Origin of the sequence: Corynebacterium pygosceleis, assembly GCF_016595275.2 — a bacterium.
Classification (GTDB): domain Bacteria; phylum Actinomycetota; class Actinomycetes; order Mycobacteriales; family Mycobacteriaceae; genus Corynebacterium; species Corynebacterium pygosceleis.
The window spans coordinates 224,016-241,486 of sequence record NZ_JAENIQ020000002.1 but is presented as its reverse complement, the minus strand read 5'-3'; the positions used below and the strand labels follow the sequence as shown (position 1 = coordinate 241,486).

13 protein-coding genes are annotated in these 17,471 nt (G+C 66.9%); 8 read left to right on the top strand and 5 right to left on the bottom strand.

Annotation, left to right across the window (positions count from 1 at the left end):
• Positions 1 to 26 precede the first annotated feature (26 nt).
• Positions 27 to 794: a CBS domain-containing protein gene (locus tag JIM94_RS04360; RefSeq protein WP_200255074.1), complete on the bottom strand. Its 768-nt coding sequence runs from the start codon at positions 792 to 794 to the stop codon at positions 27 to 29.
• A 122-nt stretch (positions 795 to 916) separates the two neighbouring features.
• On the opposite strand from JIM94_RS04360, the gene JIM94_RS04355 reads away from it, so the two are divergent.
• Positions 917 to 1,576 carry a hypothetical protein gene (locus JIM94_RS04355; RefSeq protein WP_200255072.1) on the top strand — a complete coding sequence of 220 codons (660 nt, stop codon included), beginning with the start codon at positions 917 to 919 and terminating at the stop codon, positions 1,574 to 1,576.
• 9 nt (positions 1,577 to 1,585) lie between these two features.
• Here JIM94_RS04355 and JIM94_RS04350 read toward each other — a convergent pair whose 3' ends face one another.
• A complete protein-coding gene (locus tag JIM94_RS04350; protein ID WP_200255070.1) occupies positions 1,586 to 2,164 on the bottom strand; it encodes a TetR/AcrR family transcriptional regulator in 579 nt (192 codons plus the stop codon).
• Positions 2,165 to 2,307: 143 nt separating this feature from the next.
• On the opposite strand from JIM94_RS04350, the gene JIM94_RS04345 reads away from it, so the two are divergent.
• The gene (locus tag JIM94_RS04345; protein WP_200255068.1) at positions 2,308 to 5,031 is read left to right on the top strand and encodes a DEAD/DEAH box helicase; all 2,724 of its coding nucleotides are present in this window, start codon (positions 2,308 to 2,310) and stop codon (positions 5,029 to 5,031) included.
• On the opposite strand, the gene JIM94_RS04340 is transcribed toward JIM94_RS04345, so the two are convergent.
• From JIM94_RS04340 to ypfJ, 3 genes are all read right to left on the bottom strand, one after another.
• Positions 5,028 to 5,477, bottom strand: a complete 450-nt coding sequence (locus JIM94_RS04340) for an arsenate-mycothiol transferase ArsC (RefSeq protein ID WP_267173032.1) — start codon at positions 5,475 to 5,477, stop codon at positions 5,028 to 5,030. The genes JIM94_RS04345 and JIM94_RS04340 overlap by 4 nt on opposite strands.
• 26 nt (positions 5,478 to 5,503) lie before the next feature.
• Positions 5,504 to 6,595 carry an ACR3 family arsenite efflux transporter gene (arsB, locus tag JIM94_RS04335; protein ID WP_200255066.1) on the bottom strand — a complete coding sequence of 364 codons (1,092 nt, stop codon included), beginning with the start codon at positions 6,593 to 6,595 and terminating at the stop codon, positions 5,504 to 5,506.
• A 98-nt stretch (positions 6,596 to 6,693) separates the two neighbouring features.
• Positions 6,694 to 7,581: a KPN_02809 family neutral zinc metallopeptidase gene (gene ypfJ / locus JIM94_RS04330; protein ID WP_200255064.1), complete on the bottom strand. Its 888-nt coding sequence runs from the start codon at positions 7,579 to 7,581 to the stop codon at positions 6,694 to 6,696.
• 189 nt (positions 7,582 to 7,770) lie between these two features.
• Between ypfJ and aspS the strand changes: the two genes are divergently transcribed.
• The 6 genes from aspS to mltG all read left to right on the top strand — a co-directional run bounded on the left by aspS (position 7,771) and on the right by mltG (position 17,424).
• Positions 7,771 to 9,567 carry an aspartate--tRNA ligase gene (aspS, locus tag JIM94_RS04325; RefSeq protein WP_200255062.1) on the top strand — a complete coding sequence of 599 codons (1,797 nt, stop codon included), beginning with the start codon at positions 7,771 to 7,773 and terminating at the stop codon, positions 9,565 to 9,567.
• Between the two features lie 356 nt (positions 9,568 to 9,923).
• Positions 9,924 to 11,186 carry a phosphotransferase family protein gene (locus JIM94_RS04320; RefSeq protein ID WP_200255060.1) on the top strand — a complete coding sequence of 421 codons (1,263 nt, stop codon included), beginning with the start codon at positions 9,924 to 9,926 and terminating at the stop codon, positions 11,184 to 11,186.
• 85 nt (positions 11,187 to 11,271) lie between these two features.
• Positions 11,272 to 12,636: a replication-associated recombination protein A gene (locus JIM94_RS04315; RefSeq protein WP_200255058.1), complete on the top strand. Its 1,365-nt coding sequence runs from the start codon at positions 11,272 to 11,274 to the stop codon at positions 12,634 to 12,636.
• Between the two features lie 142 nt (positions 12,637 to 12,778).
• Positions 12,779 to 15,448 carry an alanine--tRNA ligase gene (gene alaS / locus JIM94_RS04310; protein WP_200255056.1) on the top strand — a complete coding sequence of 890 codons (2,670 nt, stop codon included), beginning with the start codon at positions 12,779 to 12,781 and terminating at the stop codon, positions 15,446 to 15,448.
• Between the two features lie 254 nt (positions 15,449 to 15,702).
• Complete coding sequence (ruvX, locus tag JIM94_RS04305) at positions 15,703 to 16,233, top strand: Holliday junction resolvase RuvX (protein ID WP_200255054.1); 531 nt, start codon at positions 15,703 to 15,705, stop codon at positions 16,231 to 16,233.
• Positions 16,234 to 17,424 (top strand): endolytic transglycosylase MltG, encoded by a 1,191-nt coding sequence (gene mltG / locus JIM94_RS04300; RefSeq protein WP_200255052.1) that lies wholly within the window; start codon positions 16,234 to 16,236, stop codon positions 17,422 to 17,424.
• Positions 17,425 to 17,471: the final 47 nt, after the last annotated feature.

Here is a 17,471-nt window from a genome sequence, read left to right as displayed (position 1 = left end):
GCACCCGAGCGCCGGATGGCGGAGGATCAGAATTCCACCGCACCGAGGAGTGCGGGGATGTCGGAGGCGACCACGATGAGGATCGGGAGCTGGTCGCGTCGCCCGTGTTCGGTGACGATCACCGCCTCCGGCAGTTTTCCCCCGGCATCCCGTGTCCCCAGAATCTCCAGGATCTCGGGCACCGTCGTCGACCGTGCGGCCAGGACAGCGCGGTCAACATGGTCCGTGAACCGGAGGATGTCCCCGACGGTGCCCGCATCGAGGGCACCGTTGTCCGCGAGATCGTGGGCCAGCCACCGGGCCACGCACCGTGTCGTGAGCAGACCGTGGTACCCGTGGTCGTCATAGACGGGGAACTGGGCGTAGCCGTTCTCCCGTATTGCGGAGAGAACCTCGTTCACGGTGGTAGCGGGGGAGAACCGGATGATTTTCTCCTGGCTGAGGACACCGACCACCGTCGGTGCGGCAAGGAGAACGTCGCGTAGCCGGCTGATCTCCGCGACGACGTCGGGGCGGGGATCCGCGATGGGGCGTCCGTCCCGGTACTCACCGTGGCTGATCGCGTTGCGGAGATCCGCGAACGCGTGGAGTGCGTCGGACTGGGACCGCGTCAGCCGACCGCGTTTCGCGAGTTGGCGGACCATCCAGGTGAAGGAGTCGGACCTGCGGGCGTCGAGCTCCTCCCGGAGAAATCCCTCGATCTGGTTGAACGCCGTCAGGAACCGCGTCGCGGGAGACGACGCCGTCGCCGCCGTGGATGACGGGGCGGGGACTGGTGCGGAGGAATCGGACACGACCTCCACTGTAGCCGCCGTGCTGTCCTTCCGCTCACGGTGCCGACGGTCGGGGCTGTAGAATCGGCGGGATCGATCCTGCCGGTCATCCCGGTGCCGAACGTGCGTGAGGAGTTTGAACGATGATCGCGAATCGTGGGACCCGGGTGGTCGCCGTGGTGGTCGCCACCGCCATTCTCGGGACGGGCTGCGGACGGGAGAGTACGGAGACGGCCGGTGACGGCGGCCCCGCCGCCCAGCGGCAGTCGTCGCCGTCCACGCCACCGTCGCCGTCAACGTCCGGGGTACCGACGGAGGAATCGGGCGGCAGCTCCCCGGCGTTCGACACGGGAGGGCAGACCCCGGACGATCCCGACGGTGAAACATCCGTCGGGGGGACCACGCCACGGGAACGTACCGTCGCGTCCATCGTCCCGCCGGATCCGGAGGCCAAACGGTGGGGAGGCGACGACTACGACCGTGCCCTCGCTGCGGAGATGCCGGCCGATCCCCTGTACCCGGGGGATCAGGTGGAGGTGCTCGGGCAGCCGGCGGTCATCTGTGCGGCGGGTGGGTTCTACGGGGTGCACTACATCGCGGCACCGGAACAGGACGGCTGTGCGACCGCGCAGGCGGTCATGTCGGACGCGTTCGGGTCCGAGGACGCCACCACCAACGTCCACTTCACCGCGCCGCGGTCGGTCGGAACCGGGGACGGTACGGTGCTGAGTTGCGTGGAGAAGGGGAACATCCTGTTCGACTGCCGGGATTCCGAAGGACGCCCCCACGCCTGGTTCTGGTGATCCGGAGGCTCAGTACCGCAACGGACGGAGCGTCCCGTTGCGCAGCCCGGAGAGGAAGATCTCGACGAGGTTGGCGGTGATGTTCGGTTCCAGGGAGAGGACCCCTGGTACCGGGGGGCGTGAGACCGTCAGCAGACCGATGATGAACGTGTCGTGCCGGATGGACGCCTCGACGAGACCGTGCCGCTTCGCTTCCGCCAGGATGGTGTCCCCGAGTTTCGAGGTACGTTGACGGAGATCCATGACATCCGGGGGAAGGAGTGTCAGATCGTCCGGGGCGAAGGCCGCCACCAGTGATCCGAGTCCCATGTCGACGAGAGAGTCGACGTAACGCAGCCACTGCCCCCCGGGATCGTCGTCGAAGTTCTCCAGGACGGAGTGCTGGAGTTCGATCGCCCGGACGAAGAGGCGGGCACCGCAGGCGTGGAGGAGGGACCCCCGGTCCGGGAAGTTCCGGTACAGGGTGGCGATGCCGACATCGGCCTTTTCCGCGATGATCTCGAGTGGCACCGTCTCAGGGTTGAGGCGGAACAGTTCACAGGCGGTGTCGATGATTCTGTTCCGGCGTTCGAGTGCATCGGCGCGCAACGGATTCTCCAGCTGTGGGGGACGGTGGATCGGCTTCGGGTCAATCAGCCTTCACCTAAAGTGATAGTCTCCACTTCCAGTTCTGTCCAATTGATCCGCGTGCCGACTTTCCGACGTCGTGGTGAACGGGCAGGATGTTGGACATGGATCGTATCCGATTACGTGGTCTGCTCCGCGACGCAGATGAGATCAGGTCCCTCGCCGGCCGTGCCGTCCGTCTCCTCGACGTCGTCAACGGTGCGGCCCCTGTCGTGGACACCACCGGGGCCGTGCACGTCGACGCCGCCGACGGCGGCGTCGACATTCTCCCGCCGCACCGGTGGGAGTGGCCCGCCGACCTCTACACCCGGGCCGCGGTCCGGCACCATCACCCGGATTTCGAGAGACACGTCCGCGACCTGGTGTCTGTCGTCGTTCGGGTGGACGGACTACGGGAACCCGCCGCGCGGGCGGGTTCCGGGATACTGGGGCGGATGTTCGGACTGGGGCGGGTGGATCCGACCGCCGAATCAGCCGCCACCGATCTTCTCCTCCTGTTGGCCGACACCACCACCGGATGGACCGTGACCACGGTACGGGAGGCTCTCGACGTGGCGCGGCGTGCCGGGGAACTGCAACGGCGTTCGGGTGTCCGGCTGACCACCGGGCCGGAGGGCCCACCCCCGTACCTCGTCGAAGCGGCGCAGGCGGCGGTCCGGCGCGGATCCGGCGGAGACCCGGGCACGATCGACTTCGACCGGATCGACGCCGCTGCGTTCGCGGGGGCGAGAGCCGCCGTTGAGCGGGTGCTCCGTCACCCCGATTCCGAGCCGGCCCTGCGGGGTGAGGCGGAGAAGGAACTCGAGGCTCTGGGACGTCGCCGCGCGAGACAGCTGATGGAGCGGCTTCCCCTCGACGCGCTCAAACGGGTGACCGATGACAGACTCAGGTTCACGGGCCTGCCCGGCATCGGTGTCACCAGCGTCGCGGACGTGCTCGACACCCCCGTCGACCGGCTCACGTCGGTGAACGGTATCGGCACCCAGACGGCACAGCGGATGCGGGCGGCGGCCCGCACGCTCGAGTCCGAGGCCATCGCGCAGCGGACGCCGCACATCGGGGATGAGCCGTGCCGGGAAGCGGTCGCGCTGACCCGGATACTCGCACGTTATGAACGGGTGGATGTACTCGATGAGGCGGAACGTGCACGTCGTGACCGACTCATCGACCTCTTCCGTGCCCTCCCCGACGGGCCTCCGGGTGGTTCGTACGATCTCATCGTCCGGGGAACGGGCGCGCGTGAACTGCTCCTGGACGATCTCAGGTGGGCGGAGGCGGGACCGGCGCTGCTCCTCCCCACCTCCGTCACGGACCCGGGACCTGCGGCGTGGGAGGACTACCTCGCCAGACCCGCCCACTACCAGGCACTGCTCGCCGATCTGCTCCGCCTCGACACCGTCACCGGAGAAGAACCGGAACTGCTGGACACCGCCCTGATCGAGCGGATCCGGGAACTCCGGTTGAAACGTGGCCTGCTGCGGGAACTGCATCTCCGTGGCTACCAGTCCTACGGTGCGAGATTCGCTGTCGTCCAGCGGCGGATCATTCTCGGTGACGAGATGGGGCTCGGGAAGACGGTGCAGGCGATCGCCGTCGCCGCGCACCACGCGGAGGAGAAGACGGAGGCCGACGGCAGCGTGGGACACACCGTCGTGGTGTGTCCGGCATCCGTGGTGGTGAACTGGTCACGTGAGCTCGCGACGTTCTGTGAACTGGAGGTCTTCGTCGCCCACGGCCCGGACAAGGACGTGATGGCCACGGCGTGGCGGGACAGGGGAGGGGTGCTGGTGTGCACCTATGACGGGGCGCGGAACCTCGCTCTGGGGTCTCCGGATGTCCTCGTCGTCGACGAAGCCCACATGATCAAGAACCCGCGTGCGAAGAGAACCATCGCGTGCACCGCCCTGGCCGCGGAGTCGGACACCGTCATGCTGTTGACGGGGACACCGTTGGAGAACCGTGTCGACGAGTTCGTGAATCTTGTTCGTGTCGTGCGGCCCGATCTGGTCACGCGCGGCATGGCTGAACTGGACGCGGAGACCTTCCGGAAGCACATCGCCCCGGTGTATCTCCGCCGAAATGTGGAACAGGTCCTGGATCAGCTGCCGGAACGTGTCGATGAGATGGAGTGGGTTGCACTCAGCGACGCCGACGAGAACCACTACCGGCGCAGTGTCGCCGCCGGTTCGTGGATGGACATGCGTCGGGCCGCGTGGCTCACCCCCGGTGGGCGATCGGCGAAGCTCGACCGACTCGCGGAGATCGTCGGAGACGCGGACACCGCGGGCAGGCGTGTCCTCGTGTTCAGTTTCTTCCTCGACGTCCTCGACGCCATCGCCGGTGCCCTCGATGATCGGGTGGTCGGTGTGATAGACGGTTCCGTGTCACCCGAAGGCAGACAGGAACTCGTCGACTCCTTCAGCCGTGCGCCGGGAGGAAGTGTCCTGCTCGCCCAGATCCACGCCGGTGGACAGGGCCTGAACATTCAGGCGGCGTCCGTTGTCGTGCTCGCTGAGCCGCAGGTGAAACCGACCCAGGAGGATCAGGCCGTCGCACGGGCCCACCGCATGGGTCAGACCGGTACGGTCCACGTCCACAGACTGATCGGGGCGGACACCGTCGATGAACGGATGCTGGAGATTCTCGCCGGGAAACGTACCGTGTTCGACTCGTTCGCGCGTACCTCCGACGCCGCCGGGGTGCCCGACGCGGTCGACATCTCTGAACCGGAGCTCGCACGGCAGATCATCGCTGCGGAACGTCGGAGACTGGGCCTGGACGGATCCACGGAACCGGAGGAAACCACGGGGGACGGTGGTGGGGACTAGGGGTCGCGACGGTCATCGGTGGCGGGGACACCGAGGTCCTCCAGAAGTATCCGGACCCGCGCCGCTATGTCGTCCCGGACCAGGCGCATGCGTTCCAGCCCCCCGATACCCCGGTGCGACGGTTCATCGGTCACCCAGGTCTCGGGCCGGCACCGCATGCCGGGTACCGCATCCACCGTGGCCTCGGTACCGAGGACGATGATCCGGTCCGCCCGCAGGAGCACCGCCGGGTCAATGGCCCCGGACACCGCCCCCTCCATGGATGCGCCGATCTCCGCGACGGCGGCCGCCGAGAGCCTGTTGATCCGACCGGAGGGTTCGGTGCCCGCCGAATGGACCTCGACCCGGGATCCGGCGTAGTGACGGGTGACGGCCTCGGCCATCTGGGATTTGCCCGCGTTCCGGGCGCAGACGTAGAGGACGACGGGGTGTCGGTCCCGATTCACGGGAGTCTCCCCGTTCACGCGGGCGGTCACCGGACGCGGGCCCGGCCGGGCACGGAGGGATCACCGGGGAACAGTCGCGGAGCCCACCACATCGCCACATACACGAGTGCCAGCAGCACCGGAACCTCGATGAGCGGGCCGATGGTTCCTGCCAGCGCCTGACCGGAGACCGCACCGAATGTCCCGATGGCCACGGCGATGGCCAACTCGAAGTTGTTCCCCGCGGCAGTGAACGCGATCGTGGTGGAGGTGGCATACCCGAAGCCGGCCGCCCGGGACACCAGCGTCGCGAGAACGAACATGATGAAGAAGTACAGGACCAGAGGAATCGAGATCCGGACGACCGCCCACGGATTCGACGTCAGCTGTCCACCCTGGAGGCTGAACAGCACGACGATGGTGTAGAGGAGTCCTCCCAGAGCCAACGGGGAGATTCGGGGGAGGAAGGTCGTCTCGTACCAGTGGCGTGACCGCGCCCTCTCACCGAGGATCCTCGACAGAAAACCCGCGAGGAGAGGGACGCCGAGGAACACGAGGACCGACATGAGGATCGCGGTGAAGGAGAACTCCGCACTCGTCGTCTCGAGACCGATCCAGGAGGGGAGCACCTGGAGATAGAACCATCCCAGGACAGAGAACATCACCACCTGGAACACCGAGTTGATGGCGACCAGCACAGCGGCGGTCTCCCGGTCCCCGCAGGCGAGGTCATTCCAGATCAGGACCATGGCGATACAGCGGGCGAGGCCGATGATGACCAGACCGGTCCGGTACTCGGGCAGGTCGGGAAGGAGAATCCACGCGAGGGCGAACATCAGCGCCGGGCCGAGTATCCAGTTGAGTGCGACGGTCAGTGCCATCAACCGACGGTTCGTCGCGATCTCCGCGGTCTTGTCGTAGCGGACCTTCGCGAGCGGCGGGTACATCATCACCAGCAGTCCGAGACCAATGGGGACGGAGATCCCGCCGACCGTCCAGGAATCGAGGAGCCGCCCGAGTGCGGGGATGAAACGGCCGAGGAGGATACCGAGGACCATGGCGGCCATGATCCACACCGGCAGCCATCTGTCGAGGAAACTCAACCGTGCAGGTACGGGCGGGCGGGTGGAGGTGCTCATGCGTGATGCAACCTGTCTTGTCGGTGAGCTGGCCGCTAGGTAACTCTAGGTAGTGGAACGTCCGTGGTCAACAGCACAGGTTCTGACGCGTGGACGGGCTACATCCGGTATCCGCCACGGTCGAGGGTGTCGCAGGCACCCATCGAACCGGATCGGTAGCCGGCGAGGAACGCCCGTTCACGTTGCTCGGAGGTCCCGTGCGTGAACGCGTCGGGGCGGACCTCGCCCTGGCTCCGCTTCTGGATGTTGTCGTCCCCCACCGCGCGGGCGGTCTGCACGGCATCTCTGACCTGCTCGTCCGTGATGGGTTCGAGGAGCGCATCCTCGCCGTCGTCGGCGTAATGGGCCCAGACCCCGGCGTAGCAGTCGGCCTGGAGCTCGATCTTCACGGCGTTGGAGTCCGCTCCCGGATTCTTGTAGTCGCTCAACCCGAGTGTGCCCTCGAGATTCTGGAGATGATGGCCGACCTCGTGGGCGACGATGTACTCCTGTGCCAGTGGTGCGTTCTCACCGCCGAGCTGGACGATCTGGTCGAAGAAGCTGACGTCGAAGTACGCGGTCTGGTCGATGGGGCAGTAGAAGGGGCCGGTCGCGGCCGAAGCGACACCACACCCCGACCGGGTCGAGCTGTCGAAGATCACGAGGCCCGGTCGGGAGTACTCGATACCCGCCTGATCCGGGAGAACGGTCCCCCACACGCCATCCAGCGACTCCGCGGTGGCGGACACCCGGCAGTCGGCGTAACGGTTCGCGTCGGCACCCGTACGACAGTGGTCGAGGGTCCCGTTTCCGTCGGATTCCCCCCGTGAACCCTGGGTCTGCTGCTGGCCCAGGACCTCGTTCAACTGGGAGGGGTCCCCACCGAGGAGAACGAAGGCCACGACGACGAGTACCGTACCGATACCGCCACCTGCGGCGAGTTTCATCCCGCCCCCTGAACGCCGGGCGCGGGACGAACTCAGGTCCACATCATCACGAAAGGTCATGTGATGATCATGCCACACCTCCGCGGCGCCGGTGTGCCGCAAAGCGGCCGGTCGGACCGGTGCTTTTTCAGGATCGGTGGGCGGCGGGCCTGGCCATCGACCGCCCGGCCGGACGGCGTCCCGGGGACGAAGGGTAGACTCGCAGGTCGATCAGAGTTACATCTTTACTAGTGGAAGGACACCAGACACGTGTTGCGCACTCATCTTGCAGGCGAACTGCGTAAGGAATCAGCGGGACAGACGGTGACGCTGACCGGATGGGTGGCCCGCCGCCGCGATCACGGGGGCGTGATCTTCATTGACCTGAGGGACCGTTCCGGTGTCGCACAGGTGGTCTTCCGGGAATCCGAGGTCGCCGAGAAGGCGCACCACCTGCGCAGTGAGTTCTGCATCCGGGTCACCGGTGTCGTTGAGGGACGTCCGGAGGGATCCGAGAACCCGAACCTCGACTCCGGTGACATCGAGGTCAACGTCACCTCCCTGGAGATCCTCAATGAATCCGCTCCTCTGCCGTTCCAGATCGAGGATTCGGCCACTTCCGGTGAGGTCGGCGAGGAGGCGCGTCTGCGCTACCGCTACCTCGATCTGCGCCGCCCGAGCCAGGCGAAGGCCATGCGTCTGCGTGCCTCGGCCAACCAGGCGGCACGCCGTGTCCTGGACGCCAACGGTTTCACCGAGGTCGAGACACCGACCCTGACCCGGGCCACGCCCGAGGGCGCCCGTGACTTCCTGGTGCCGGCGCGTCTCAAGCCGGGTACCTTTTACGCGCTCCCGCAGTCCCCGCAGTTGTTCAAGCAGCTGCTCATGGTCGCGGGCCTCGAACGCTACTACCAGATCGCCCGGTGTTACCGGGACGAGGATTTCCGCGCCGACCGCCAGCCGGAGTTCACGCAGCTCGACGTCGAGATGAGTTTCGTCGACGAGAACGACGTCATCGAACTCGCGGAACAGGTCCTCGTCGAGCTGTGGAAGCTCATCGGTTACGAGATCACCACCCCGATCCCGCGTATGACGTACGCGGAGGCGATGCGCCGCTACGGTTCCGACAAACCCGACCTCCGTTTCGACATCGAGATCACCGAGTGCACCGAGTTCTTCTCCGACACCACGTTCCGGGTCTTCCAGAACGAGTACGTCGGAGCCGTCGTCATGGAGGGGGGCGCCGACCAGCCCCGCCGTCAGCTCGACGCATGGCAGGACTGGGCCCGTCAGCGCGGTGCCAAGGGCCTGGCCTACATCCTCGTCGGTGAAGACGGTGAACTGGGTGGCCCGGTCGCCAAGAACATCACCGAGAAGGAACGGGAGGGTATCGCCGAGCACGTCGGTGCGAAGCCCGGTGACTGCATCTTCTTCGCGGCCGGTGACACGAAGTCCTCCCGCGCGCTGCTCGGCGCCGCACGCGGGGAGATCGCCCGGAAACTCGACCTCATCAAGGACGGCGACTGGGCCTTCACCTGGGTCGTCGACGCCCCGATGTTCGAGCCGTCCGCCGACGCGACGGCATCCGGGGACGTCGCCCTCGGTCATTCGAAGTGGACCGCCGTCCACCACGCGTTCACCTCGCCGAAACCAGAGTTCCTCGACACCTTCGACCAGGATCCCGGTTCCGCACTGTCCTACGCGTACGACATCGTCTGCAACGGCAACGAGATCGGTGGCGGATCGATCCGTATCCACCGCAGGGACGTCCAGGAACGGGTGTTCAAGGTCATGGGGATCACGGATGAGGAGGCGCAGGAGAAGTTCGGCTTCCTCCTCGACGCCTTCGCCTTCGGTGCCCCTCCGCACGGTGGTATCGCCTTCGGCTGGGACCGGATCATGAGCCTGCTCGGTGGGTTCGACTCGATCCGGGACGTCATCGCGTTCCCGAAGTCCGGTGGCGGAGTCGATCCGCTCACCGACGCCCCCGCACCGATCACCCCGGAGCAGCGCAGGGAATCCGGCATCGACGCGAAGCCGAAGAAGGCATCCCAGACCGAGCGGTAGTTGAACCGGGGTCCGTTCCCCCCCCGGGTGGGGACGGAGCCCCGTCCAACGGGCATCGGGTGCGATGGCGGTGACCGTCCCGGTGGGGTAGCTCCCCACCCGTGCGCCGCCCGGACCACTTCCCGGTGGCCGGGATGTCTCGCGCCGTCCGCGCAGTTCACCGCGGGTGTCGTGAGTCGGCGTCCGTGCCGGTCCCCGGTGCCGGTCCGGGGATCCCCCCGTTCACGTGTTCCACCCACGCGATGCCCACGGGATACAGTGGGGGAGAGACGAAGGGGCGCGTCAACGGTTCTCCGGGCGCTCCACGCCCGGCCTGTACCCGCCGTCCGGCGAATGACCGATGAAGGAGTTTTTCCATGCTCGCGACCGAAGAGATCGTCGCGGTGGCCCAGGAGCTGCTGTCCGAACGTTTCGGTGGTACCCAGAAACTCGGGGAGGTCATCTCCCTCGGAGGCTCGGGTAACGCGATCGTGCTCCGGGCCCGTGTCGCGCAGTCACCGTTCCTTCAGCAACGGTCGGTCGTGCTCAAGTACACACCGCCCACCGGCGACCGCATCGATGACGCCGCGTTGATCCGTGAGGTCGTGTCCTACCAGTTCACGACATCACTGCCTGCGGATGTCCGTCCGGGACCGGTTCTCCTGGCCCACGACATCGACCGGAGGATCCTGGTCATCACCGATTCCGGGGACGGCGAGACCTACGCCGATCTGCTCGCCGGGGCGGAAGGCGGGAAGCGGCTGCCGCTGCTGCGCAACCTGGGACGTGCCCTGGGTCGGATGCACGCGGGTACGGCTGACCGCGAAGCCGGATTCGACATCCTCCTGAAGAGGATGCTGCGGACGTATCCGGACACGGAGGAGCTGCAGTACGCACGGGAACAGGGTATTCCCGCCTCCATCGACAGGGGACTCCAGCTGCTCGAGGCCGCGGGCATCGAGATACCGGCCAACGTGAGGCATTTCGCCGCCGACGCCAGACGGAGGCTGGTGAGCGGCAGGCACCGTGCCTTCACCCCCTTCGATCTGTCCCCGGACAACATCATCCTCGCCGACCGCACCCAGTTCCTCGACTACGAGTGGGCCGGGTTCCGGGACGCCACGTTCGACATCGCGTGTGTCATCGCCGGTTTCCCGCAGTTCCTCTTCACCCGGCCGATCACCGACGATGAGGCGGACGCACTCGTCGAGTCGTGGGTCGAGGAGGTCCGGGACACGTGGCCGAACGTCACCAACGAGACGCGTCTGCAGGCGCGCATCGTCACGGCGATGACGGGGTGGGCGATGTCGAGTGTCTGCTACCTCTACTACGGCTCGATGAATCAGGTGATCAACGAGTACGGGGAGCGTGCCGGGGCCCCGTCGTCCCCCGGGATCCCGGCCCCCGAGGTCGAGGCCGCCGCAACCGCCGGTATCGGGGATCCCGACGAGGACTACGACGTCCTGGCGGACGTACTGGGGGACATCTCGGAGAGCAGCAGACTCGCCCGGGACGATCTCCGCGAGACGTTCACGGCACTCGCGCACTACGCCGACAGGGGAGAGGATCCGCGTTTCGCGGACGTGCACCGGTTCGCCTCCGCCGTGGTGGAACGGCTCGACGAGCTGGCCCGGAGATGAGCGGCGCCGGTGGTGTCCAGTCCGGGTGGACCGGGAATACCCCAAGGAACAACCAGACCCTTTGAGAGAGGAAGAGACACCCTCAATGGCACAGGCCACGCTGTTTCCCGGTGGCGACGACGACCGTGGTGCCGCCGGGAACGGCACCGGTTCCAGTTACTTCCACCCGGGTGACCACGCGCCTCTCGCAGCCAGGATGCGGCCCCGGAACCTGGACGAGGTGGTGGGTCAGGAGCATATTCTGGGGCCCGGCAAACCTCTCCGTCGGCTCGTCGACGGGTCCGGTGCCGCGTCGGTGATCCTCTACGGGCCCCCCGGCACGGGCAAGACCACGATCGCCTCACTGGTGAGCACCGAGACGGACCGTCACTTCGTCGGACTCTCTGCGTTGAACTCGGGTGTCAAGGAGGTCCGGGGGGTCATCGACCGTGCCCGTCGGGACCTCATCGACGGTCGACGGACCGTGCTGTTCATCGATGAGGTCCACCGGTTCTCGAAGACGCAGCAGGATGCACTCCTCGGAGCCGTGGAGAACCGGATCGTCCTCCTCGTCGCCGCGACCACCGAGAATCCGTCCTTCTCCGTCGTGGCCCCGCTGCTCTCCCGGTCGCTCATCCTCCAGTTGAACCCGCTCTCGGATGCCGACGTGGCCACGGTCGTGCGGCGGGCGCTCACGGATGAGCGTGGCCTCGGTGGACGTGTGACCGCCGCTGACGGGGCGGTCGACCAACTCGTGGCGCTCGCCGGAGGTGACGCCCGCCGCGCACTGACCTACACCGAAGCCGCTGCGGAAGCGGTGGCGGACGGTGGTGAAATCACCGTGGAGACGGTCCGCGACAGCGTGGACCGGGCGATCGTCCGGTACGACAGGGACGGTGACCAGCACTACGACGTGACCAGTGCGTTCATCAAGTCCGTACGCGGGTCCGACGTGGACGCCGCCCTCCACTACCTCGCCCGGATGATCGAGGCGGGGGAGGACCCCCGGTTCATCGCGAGACGCCTGCTCATCCTCGCCTCCGAGGACATCGGTATGGCGGATCCGGGTGCGCTCCAGACCGCGGTCGCCGCTGCGCAGACCGTGGCGCTCATCGGCCTTCCGGAGGGGCGGATCGCCCTCGCGCAGGCGACGATCCATCTCGCGACCTCACCGAAGTCCAACGCGGTCATCACCGCGATCGACGCCGCGCTGCGGGACGTCCGGGAGGGGAAGTCGGGTCATGTGCCCCCGCACCTGCGGGACGGACACTACGCGGGCGCCCGGAAGCTGGGGAACGCGGTGGGCTACCTGTACCCGCACGACGATCCCCGGGGGATTCTCGCCCAGCAGTACCTCCCGGATCCGCTGACGGGGGCCACCTACTACCGTCCGACGGGACACGGCGGCGAAAAACGTCTCGGAGACGTCGTCGGTAGATTGCGCGGAATAATACGGGGACGCGGGAACTGACCCGTCCGGGGTTTTCCCGGGGGCCGGGGTGCACCGTCGTGCGGGGAATCAGGTTCCCGGGGCGGGGCGGGAAGGCTCGGGTGGAGCGGGTAAGGTTGTCCGGGACCGATCCCAAAACCACGACAGCGAGGATTCTAGAACCGTGCAGACCCACGAGATCCGGGAGCGCTTCATCGCGCACTTCGTCAAAGCTGGACACGTCGAGGTACCCAGTGCCCCGTTGATCCTCGACGACCCCAACCTCCTGTTCGTCAACGCCGGGATGGTGCCGTTCAAGCCCTACTTCCTGGGCCAGCAGAACCCGCCCTTCCCCTCCGGAACCGCTACCTCGATCCAGAAGTGCGTCCGTACCCTGGACATCGAGGAGGTCGGTATCACGACCCGGCACAACACCTTCTTCCAGATGGCGGGCAACTTCTCCTTCGGCCGGTACTTCAAGGAAGGCGCGATCACCCACGCCTGGGGTCTGCTCACCGGTTCCGTCGCGGACGGGGGCTTCGGGATGGACCCCGACCGCCTGTGGGTCACCGTCTATCTCGACGACGATGAGGCCGCGGAGATCTGGGAGAGGAAGATCGGACTGCCCAAGGAGCGCATCCAGCGACTCGGCATGGCGGACAACTACTGGTCGATGGGAATCCCCGGCCCCTGCGGCCCGTGCTCGGAGATCTACTACGACCGTGGTCCGGAGTACGGCGCCGACGGTGGGCCGGAGGCCGACGACAACCGGTACATGGAGATCTGGAACCTCGTCTTCATGCAGAATGAGCGCGGGGAGGGCATCGGCAAGGACAACTTCGAGATCCTCGGCCCGCTGCCGAAGAAGAACATCGACACCGGTCTCGGCATCGAACGCGTCGCCTGCCTGCTGCAGGGGGTCGAGAACGTCTACGAGACCGACCTCCTGCGGCCCGTGATCGACGTCGCGGAGCAGCTGACCGGCGCGACCTACGGGGCGAAGCACGCCGATGACATCCGTTTCCGGGTCATCGCCGACCACTCCCGGACCGCGATGATGCTGATCCTCGACGGCGTCACCCCGGGCAACGAGGGACGCGGTTACATCCTGCGCCGGTTGCTGCGCCGGATCATCCGTTCCGCGCGGTTGCTCGGTGCCACGAGAGAGACGATGGAACGATTCATCGCGACGATCATGGACACGATGACCCCGTCCTACCCCGAGATCGCCGAGTCCCGGGGCAGGATCCTCGACACGGCGGTGACCGAGGAGAAGGCCTTCCTCCGGACCCTGGAGTCGGGTACCCACCTGTTCGAGCGCGCCGCCGAGAGCGTCCGCTCGTCGGGTGCGGGGACGTTGGCCGGTGACCAGGCCTTCGCGCTGCACGACACCTACGGTTTCCCGATCGACCTGACGATGGAGATGGCCGCGGAAGCCGGCCTCGAGGTCGACCGCGCCGGATTCGACGCCCTCATGGCGGAACAGCGGGACCGGGCGAAGGCCGACAGCCGTGCCAAGAAGCACGGTCACGCCGATCTGTCCGTCTACCGGGAATTCGTCGATGAACACCCGACGGTGTTCGTGGGCTACGACAACCTCGAGGCGGAGGGACGCGTTCTCGGCCTGTTGCAGGGTGGGGCGACCGTCACCAGGGCGGCCGAGGGCGATGACGTCGAGGTGATCCTCGACGTGACTCCGATGTACGCGGAGGCGGGTGGACAGCTGGGTGACCGGGGGGCGATCACCCTCGGGGACACCGTGCTGCGCGTCAACGACGTCCAGAAGATCGGCAAGAAACTCTGGGTGCACAAGGCGACCGTGGAGAACGGTGAGATCGGTGTCGGCGAACAGGCGCTGGCCTCCGTGGACGAAGGTTGGCGGCACGCCGCCCGACAGGCGCACTCCGGTACCCACCTCATCCACGCCGCCCTGCGTCAGGTTCTCGGTCCGAACGCCGTCCAGGCCGGGTCGATGAACAAGCCGGGTTACCTCCGCTTCGACTTCAACTCCGCCCGGGCACTCACACCGGAGCAGCTCACCGAGATCGAGACCATCACCAACCAGGCGGTGGACGCGGACTGGGCGGTCAACACCTTCGAGACGAGCCTCGACGAGGCCAAGTCCATGGGCGCGCTGGCCCTGTTCGGTGAGAACTACGGCGACCGGGTCCGTGTCGTCGAGATCGGGGGACCGTTCTCGATGGAACTCTGCGGAGGCACCCACGTCCGCCACTCCTCCCAGATCGGACCGGTGTCCGTCCTCGGTGAGGCGTCCGTCGGCTCCGGCGTCCGGCGGATCGAGGCCTACTCGGGCCTGGACTCCTTCCGGTACCTGTCCCGCGAACGGGCCCTCGTGGAAGGCCTCGCGACGTCCCTGAAAGCTCCGAGCGAAGAGTTGCCGGACCGTATCGCACAGCTCACCGAGAAGCTGAGGGCCGCCGAGAAGGAGATCGCGTCGCTGCACCGTAAGCAGCTGGCGGCCGCCACCGCCGACTATCTGAGGCAGGCCCGTCAGGTCGGTGACCTGACCCTCCTCACCGCGCGACTTCCGGAAGGTACCGCAGGTGGGGATCTGCGTACCGTCGCCACCGATCTGCGGAACCGTCTCGGTTCGGATCCCGCCGTGATCGTGCTCGCCACGGCGGACGACCGGGGCAAGGTTCCGTTCCTGGTCGCGGCGACCGACGGTGCCGTGGAGCGCGGGATCCGTGCCGGGGACCTCATCAAGGTCTTCGGCGGTCCGGTCGGTGGTCGTGGTGGCGGCAAGCCCGACATGGCGCAGGGATCGGGCTCCGACGCATCGGGTATCGACGCCGGTTTCAGGGCCGTGGAGGAGGACCTTCGCCTCCGCTGAAGGTGCGGCCGCATTCCGGGCCGTGGCGGGCCGTCGTCCCGGCGAGCCCTCCCCGGCGGGGAATTGCTATAGATTTATGGGACATGTCCCCTTCACCGTCGTGACCGTTCTGTTACGGTCGTGGCGTGGAGGCGGGTGCACCACCCGGTCAGCGGATGCATCGGGACCGGTTCTCCCGGTGCGGGTGCCCCGTGTGTGTCCAGAGCGTCCGATGATGTCCGATACGGGCCAGTGAAAAGGATGATTACCCGAGCATGTCCATTCAGCCAGACAAACCCGGAACCGACGATCCCGGTAGGGGCCGCAGGCTCGGCGTCGACGTCGGTACCGTGCGGATCGGGGTCGCTGTGTCGGACTCCGACGCCAGACTCGCGACGCCGGTGGAGACCGTTCCCCGGGTCACCGGGCTGAAGGACCGGGACGGTGCCGACATCGACCGGCTCATCGAACTCATCGCCGACTACGGTGTCGTTGAAGTGGTCGTCGGGCTGCCCCGGGATCTCCACGCCAACGGTTCGTCATCCGTCAGGCACGCGAAGGAGTTCGCCTTCCGCATCAACCGTCGGCTGACAGGTTGGGACGACCAGGGCCGGACGATACCCGTCAGACTGGCCGACGAACGGTTGACGTCGGTACTGGCGACCAGGGCGCTGCACATGTCAGGGCACACCACGAAAAGCGGGCGCGGCGTGATCGATCAGGCCGCGGCCGTTGAAATACTTCAATCCTGGCTCGACGCCCGGGCGAACGCCCTGTCGGCCACCGACGTTGAGGACGGTTCATAGATGAACAGAGCACGCTCCGGGCGCACCCCGAGGGGGCGCAGGATGGAACCCAGGTACGTCCGTCGACGCCAGTACGGTGCAGCCATCGCCATAGCCAGCATCCTCATCATCATCGGAACGGTGATCTACATCGTGGGAGCCCGCAGCGGTCCGAGCGGCCCGGAGGACTTCGAGGGAACCGGTGACGGGGTCGTCCAGCTCGTCCAGATCGAGGAGGGCTCCTCCGTGTCGGCTCTCGGTCCCGAGCTCGTCGATCGTGGCATCGTCAAGTCCAACGGGGCCTTCCAGGCCGCGGCCGGTGCGAATCCCGCCGCAGCGAAGGTGCAGCCCGGTTTCTACCGGCTCCAGGGGGAGATGAGCGCCACCTCGGCGGTCGACGCACTCGTGGACCCGGCGAACAAGGTGGAGATGCTCGACATTCCCGGCGGTGCCACACTGATGGACGTCCGCGTCATCGGCGGAGAAACCCGCCCCGGCATCTACACGAAGATCGCTGCGGTCACCTGCACCGAGGGATCCCCCAACTGCGTCACAGCCGCTGAACTCGAACGTGTCGCGGCGGATACCGATCCAGCCGAACTCGGTGCCCCGGAGTGGGCGTACGAGCAGGTCCGGGCCCGGAACGGTGATCCGAAGCGGCTCGAGGGGCTCATCACCCCCGGCAGCTACGTCATCAATCCCGAACAGGACGCCACCGGTATCCTCCGTGCCCTCGTCAGCGCCGGAACCGAGGAATACAACAGGACCGGGATCGTCGAGCGCGCCCGGGCCATGGACCTCACGCCCTATGAGCTTCTCACCGCAGCCTCCCTCGTGGAGCGGGAGGCCCCCGCCGGTGATTTCGACAAGGTGGCCCGGGTGATCCTCAACCGGCTCGCGGAGCCGATGCGCCTCGAGTTCGATTCGACGGTCAACTACGGTCTCACCGACGTCGAGGTCGCGACCACCGATGAGGACCGTGGTCGCCGGACACCGTGGAACACCTACGCCATGGACGGTCTGCCGCAGACACCCATCGCCGCACCGTCGATAGAGGCCATCGAGGCGATGGAGAATCCGGCCGACGGAAACTGGCTGTTCTTCGTCACCGTCGACACCGACGGCACCACGGTCTTCAACGACACCTTCGAGGATCATCTGCGTGACACCCAGCAGTCCCTCGACAACGGTGTCCTCGACTCCAACCGCTGACGGCGCCCGCCCACCGTGTCACGGTGGGGCGGCACCCGACTGAAAGG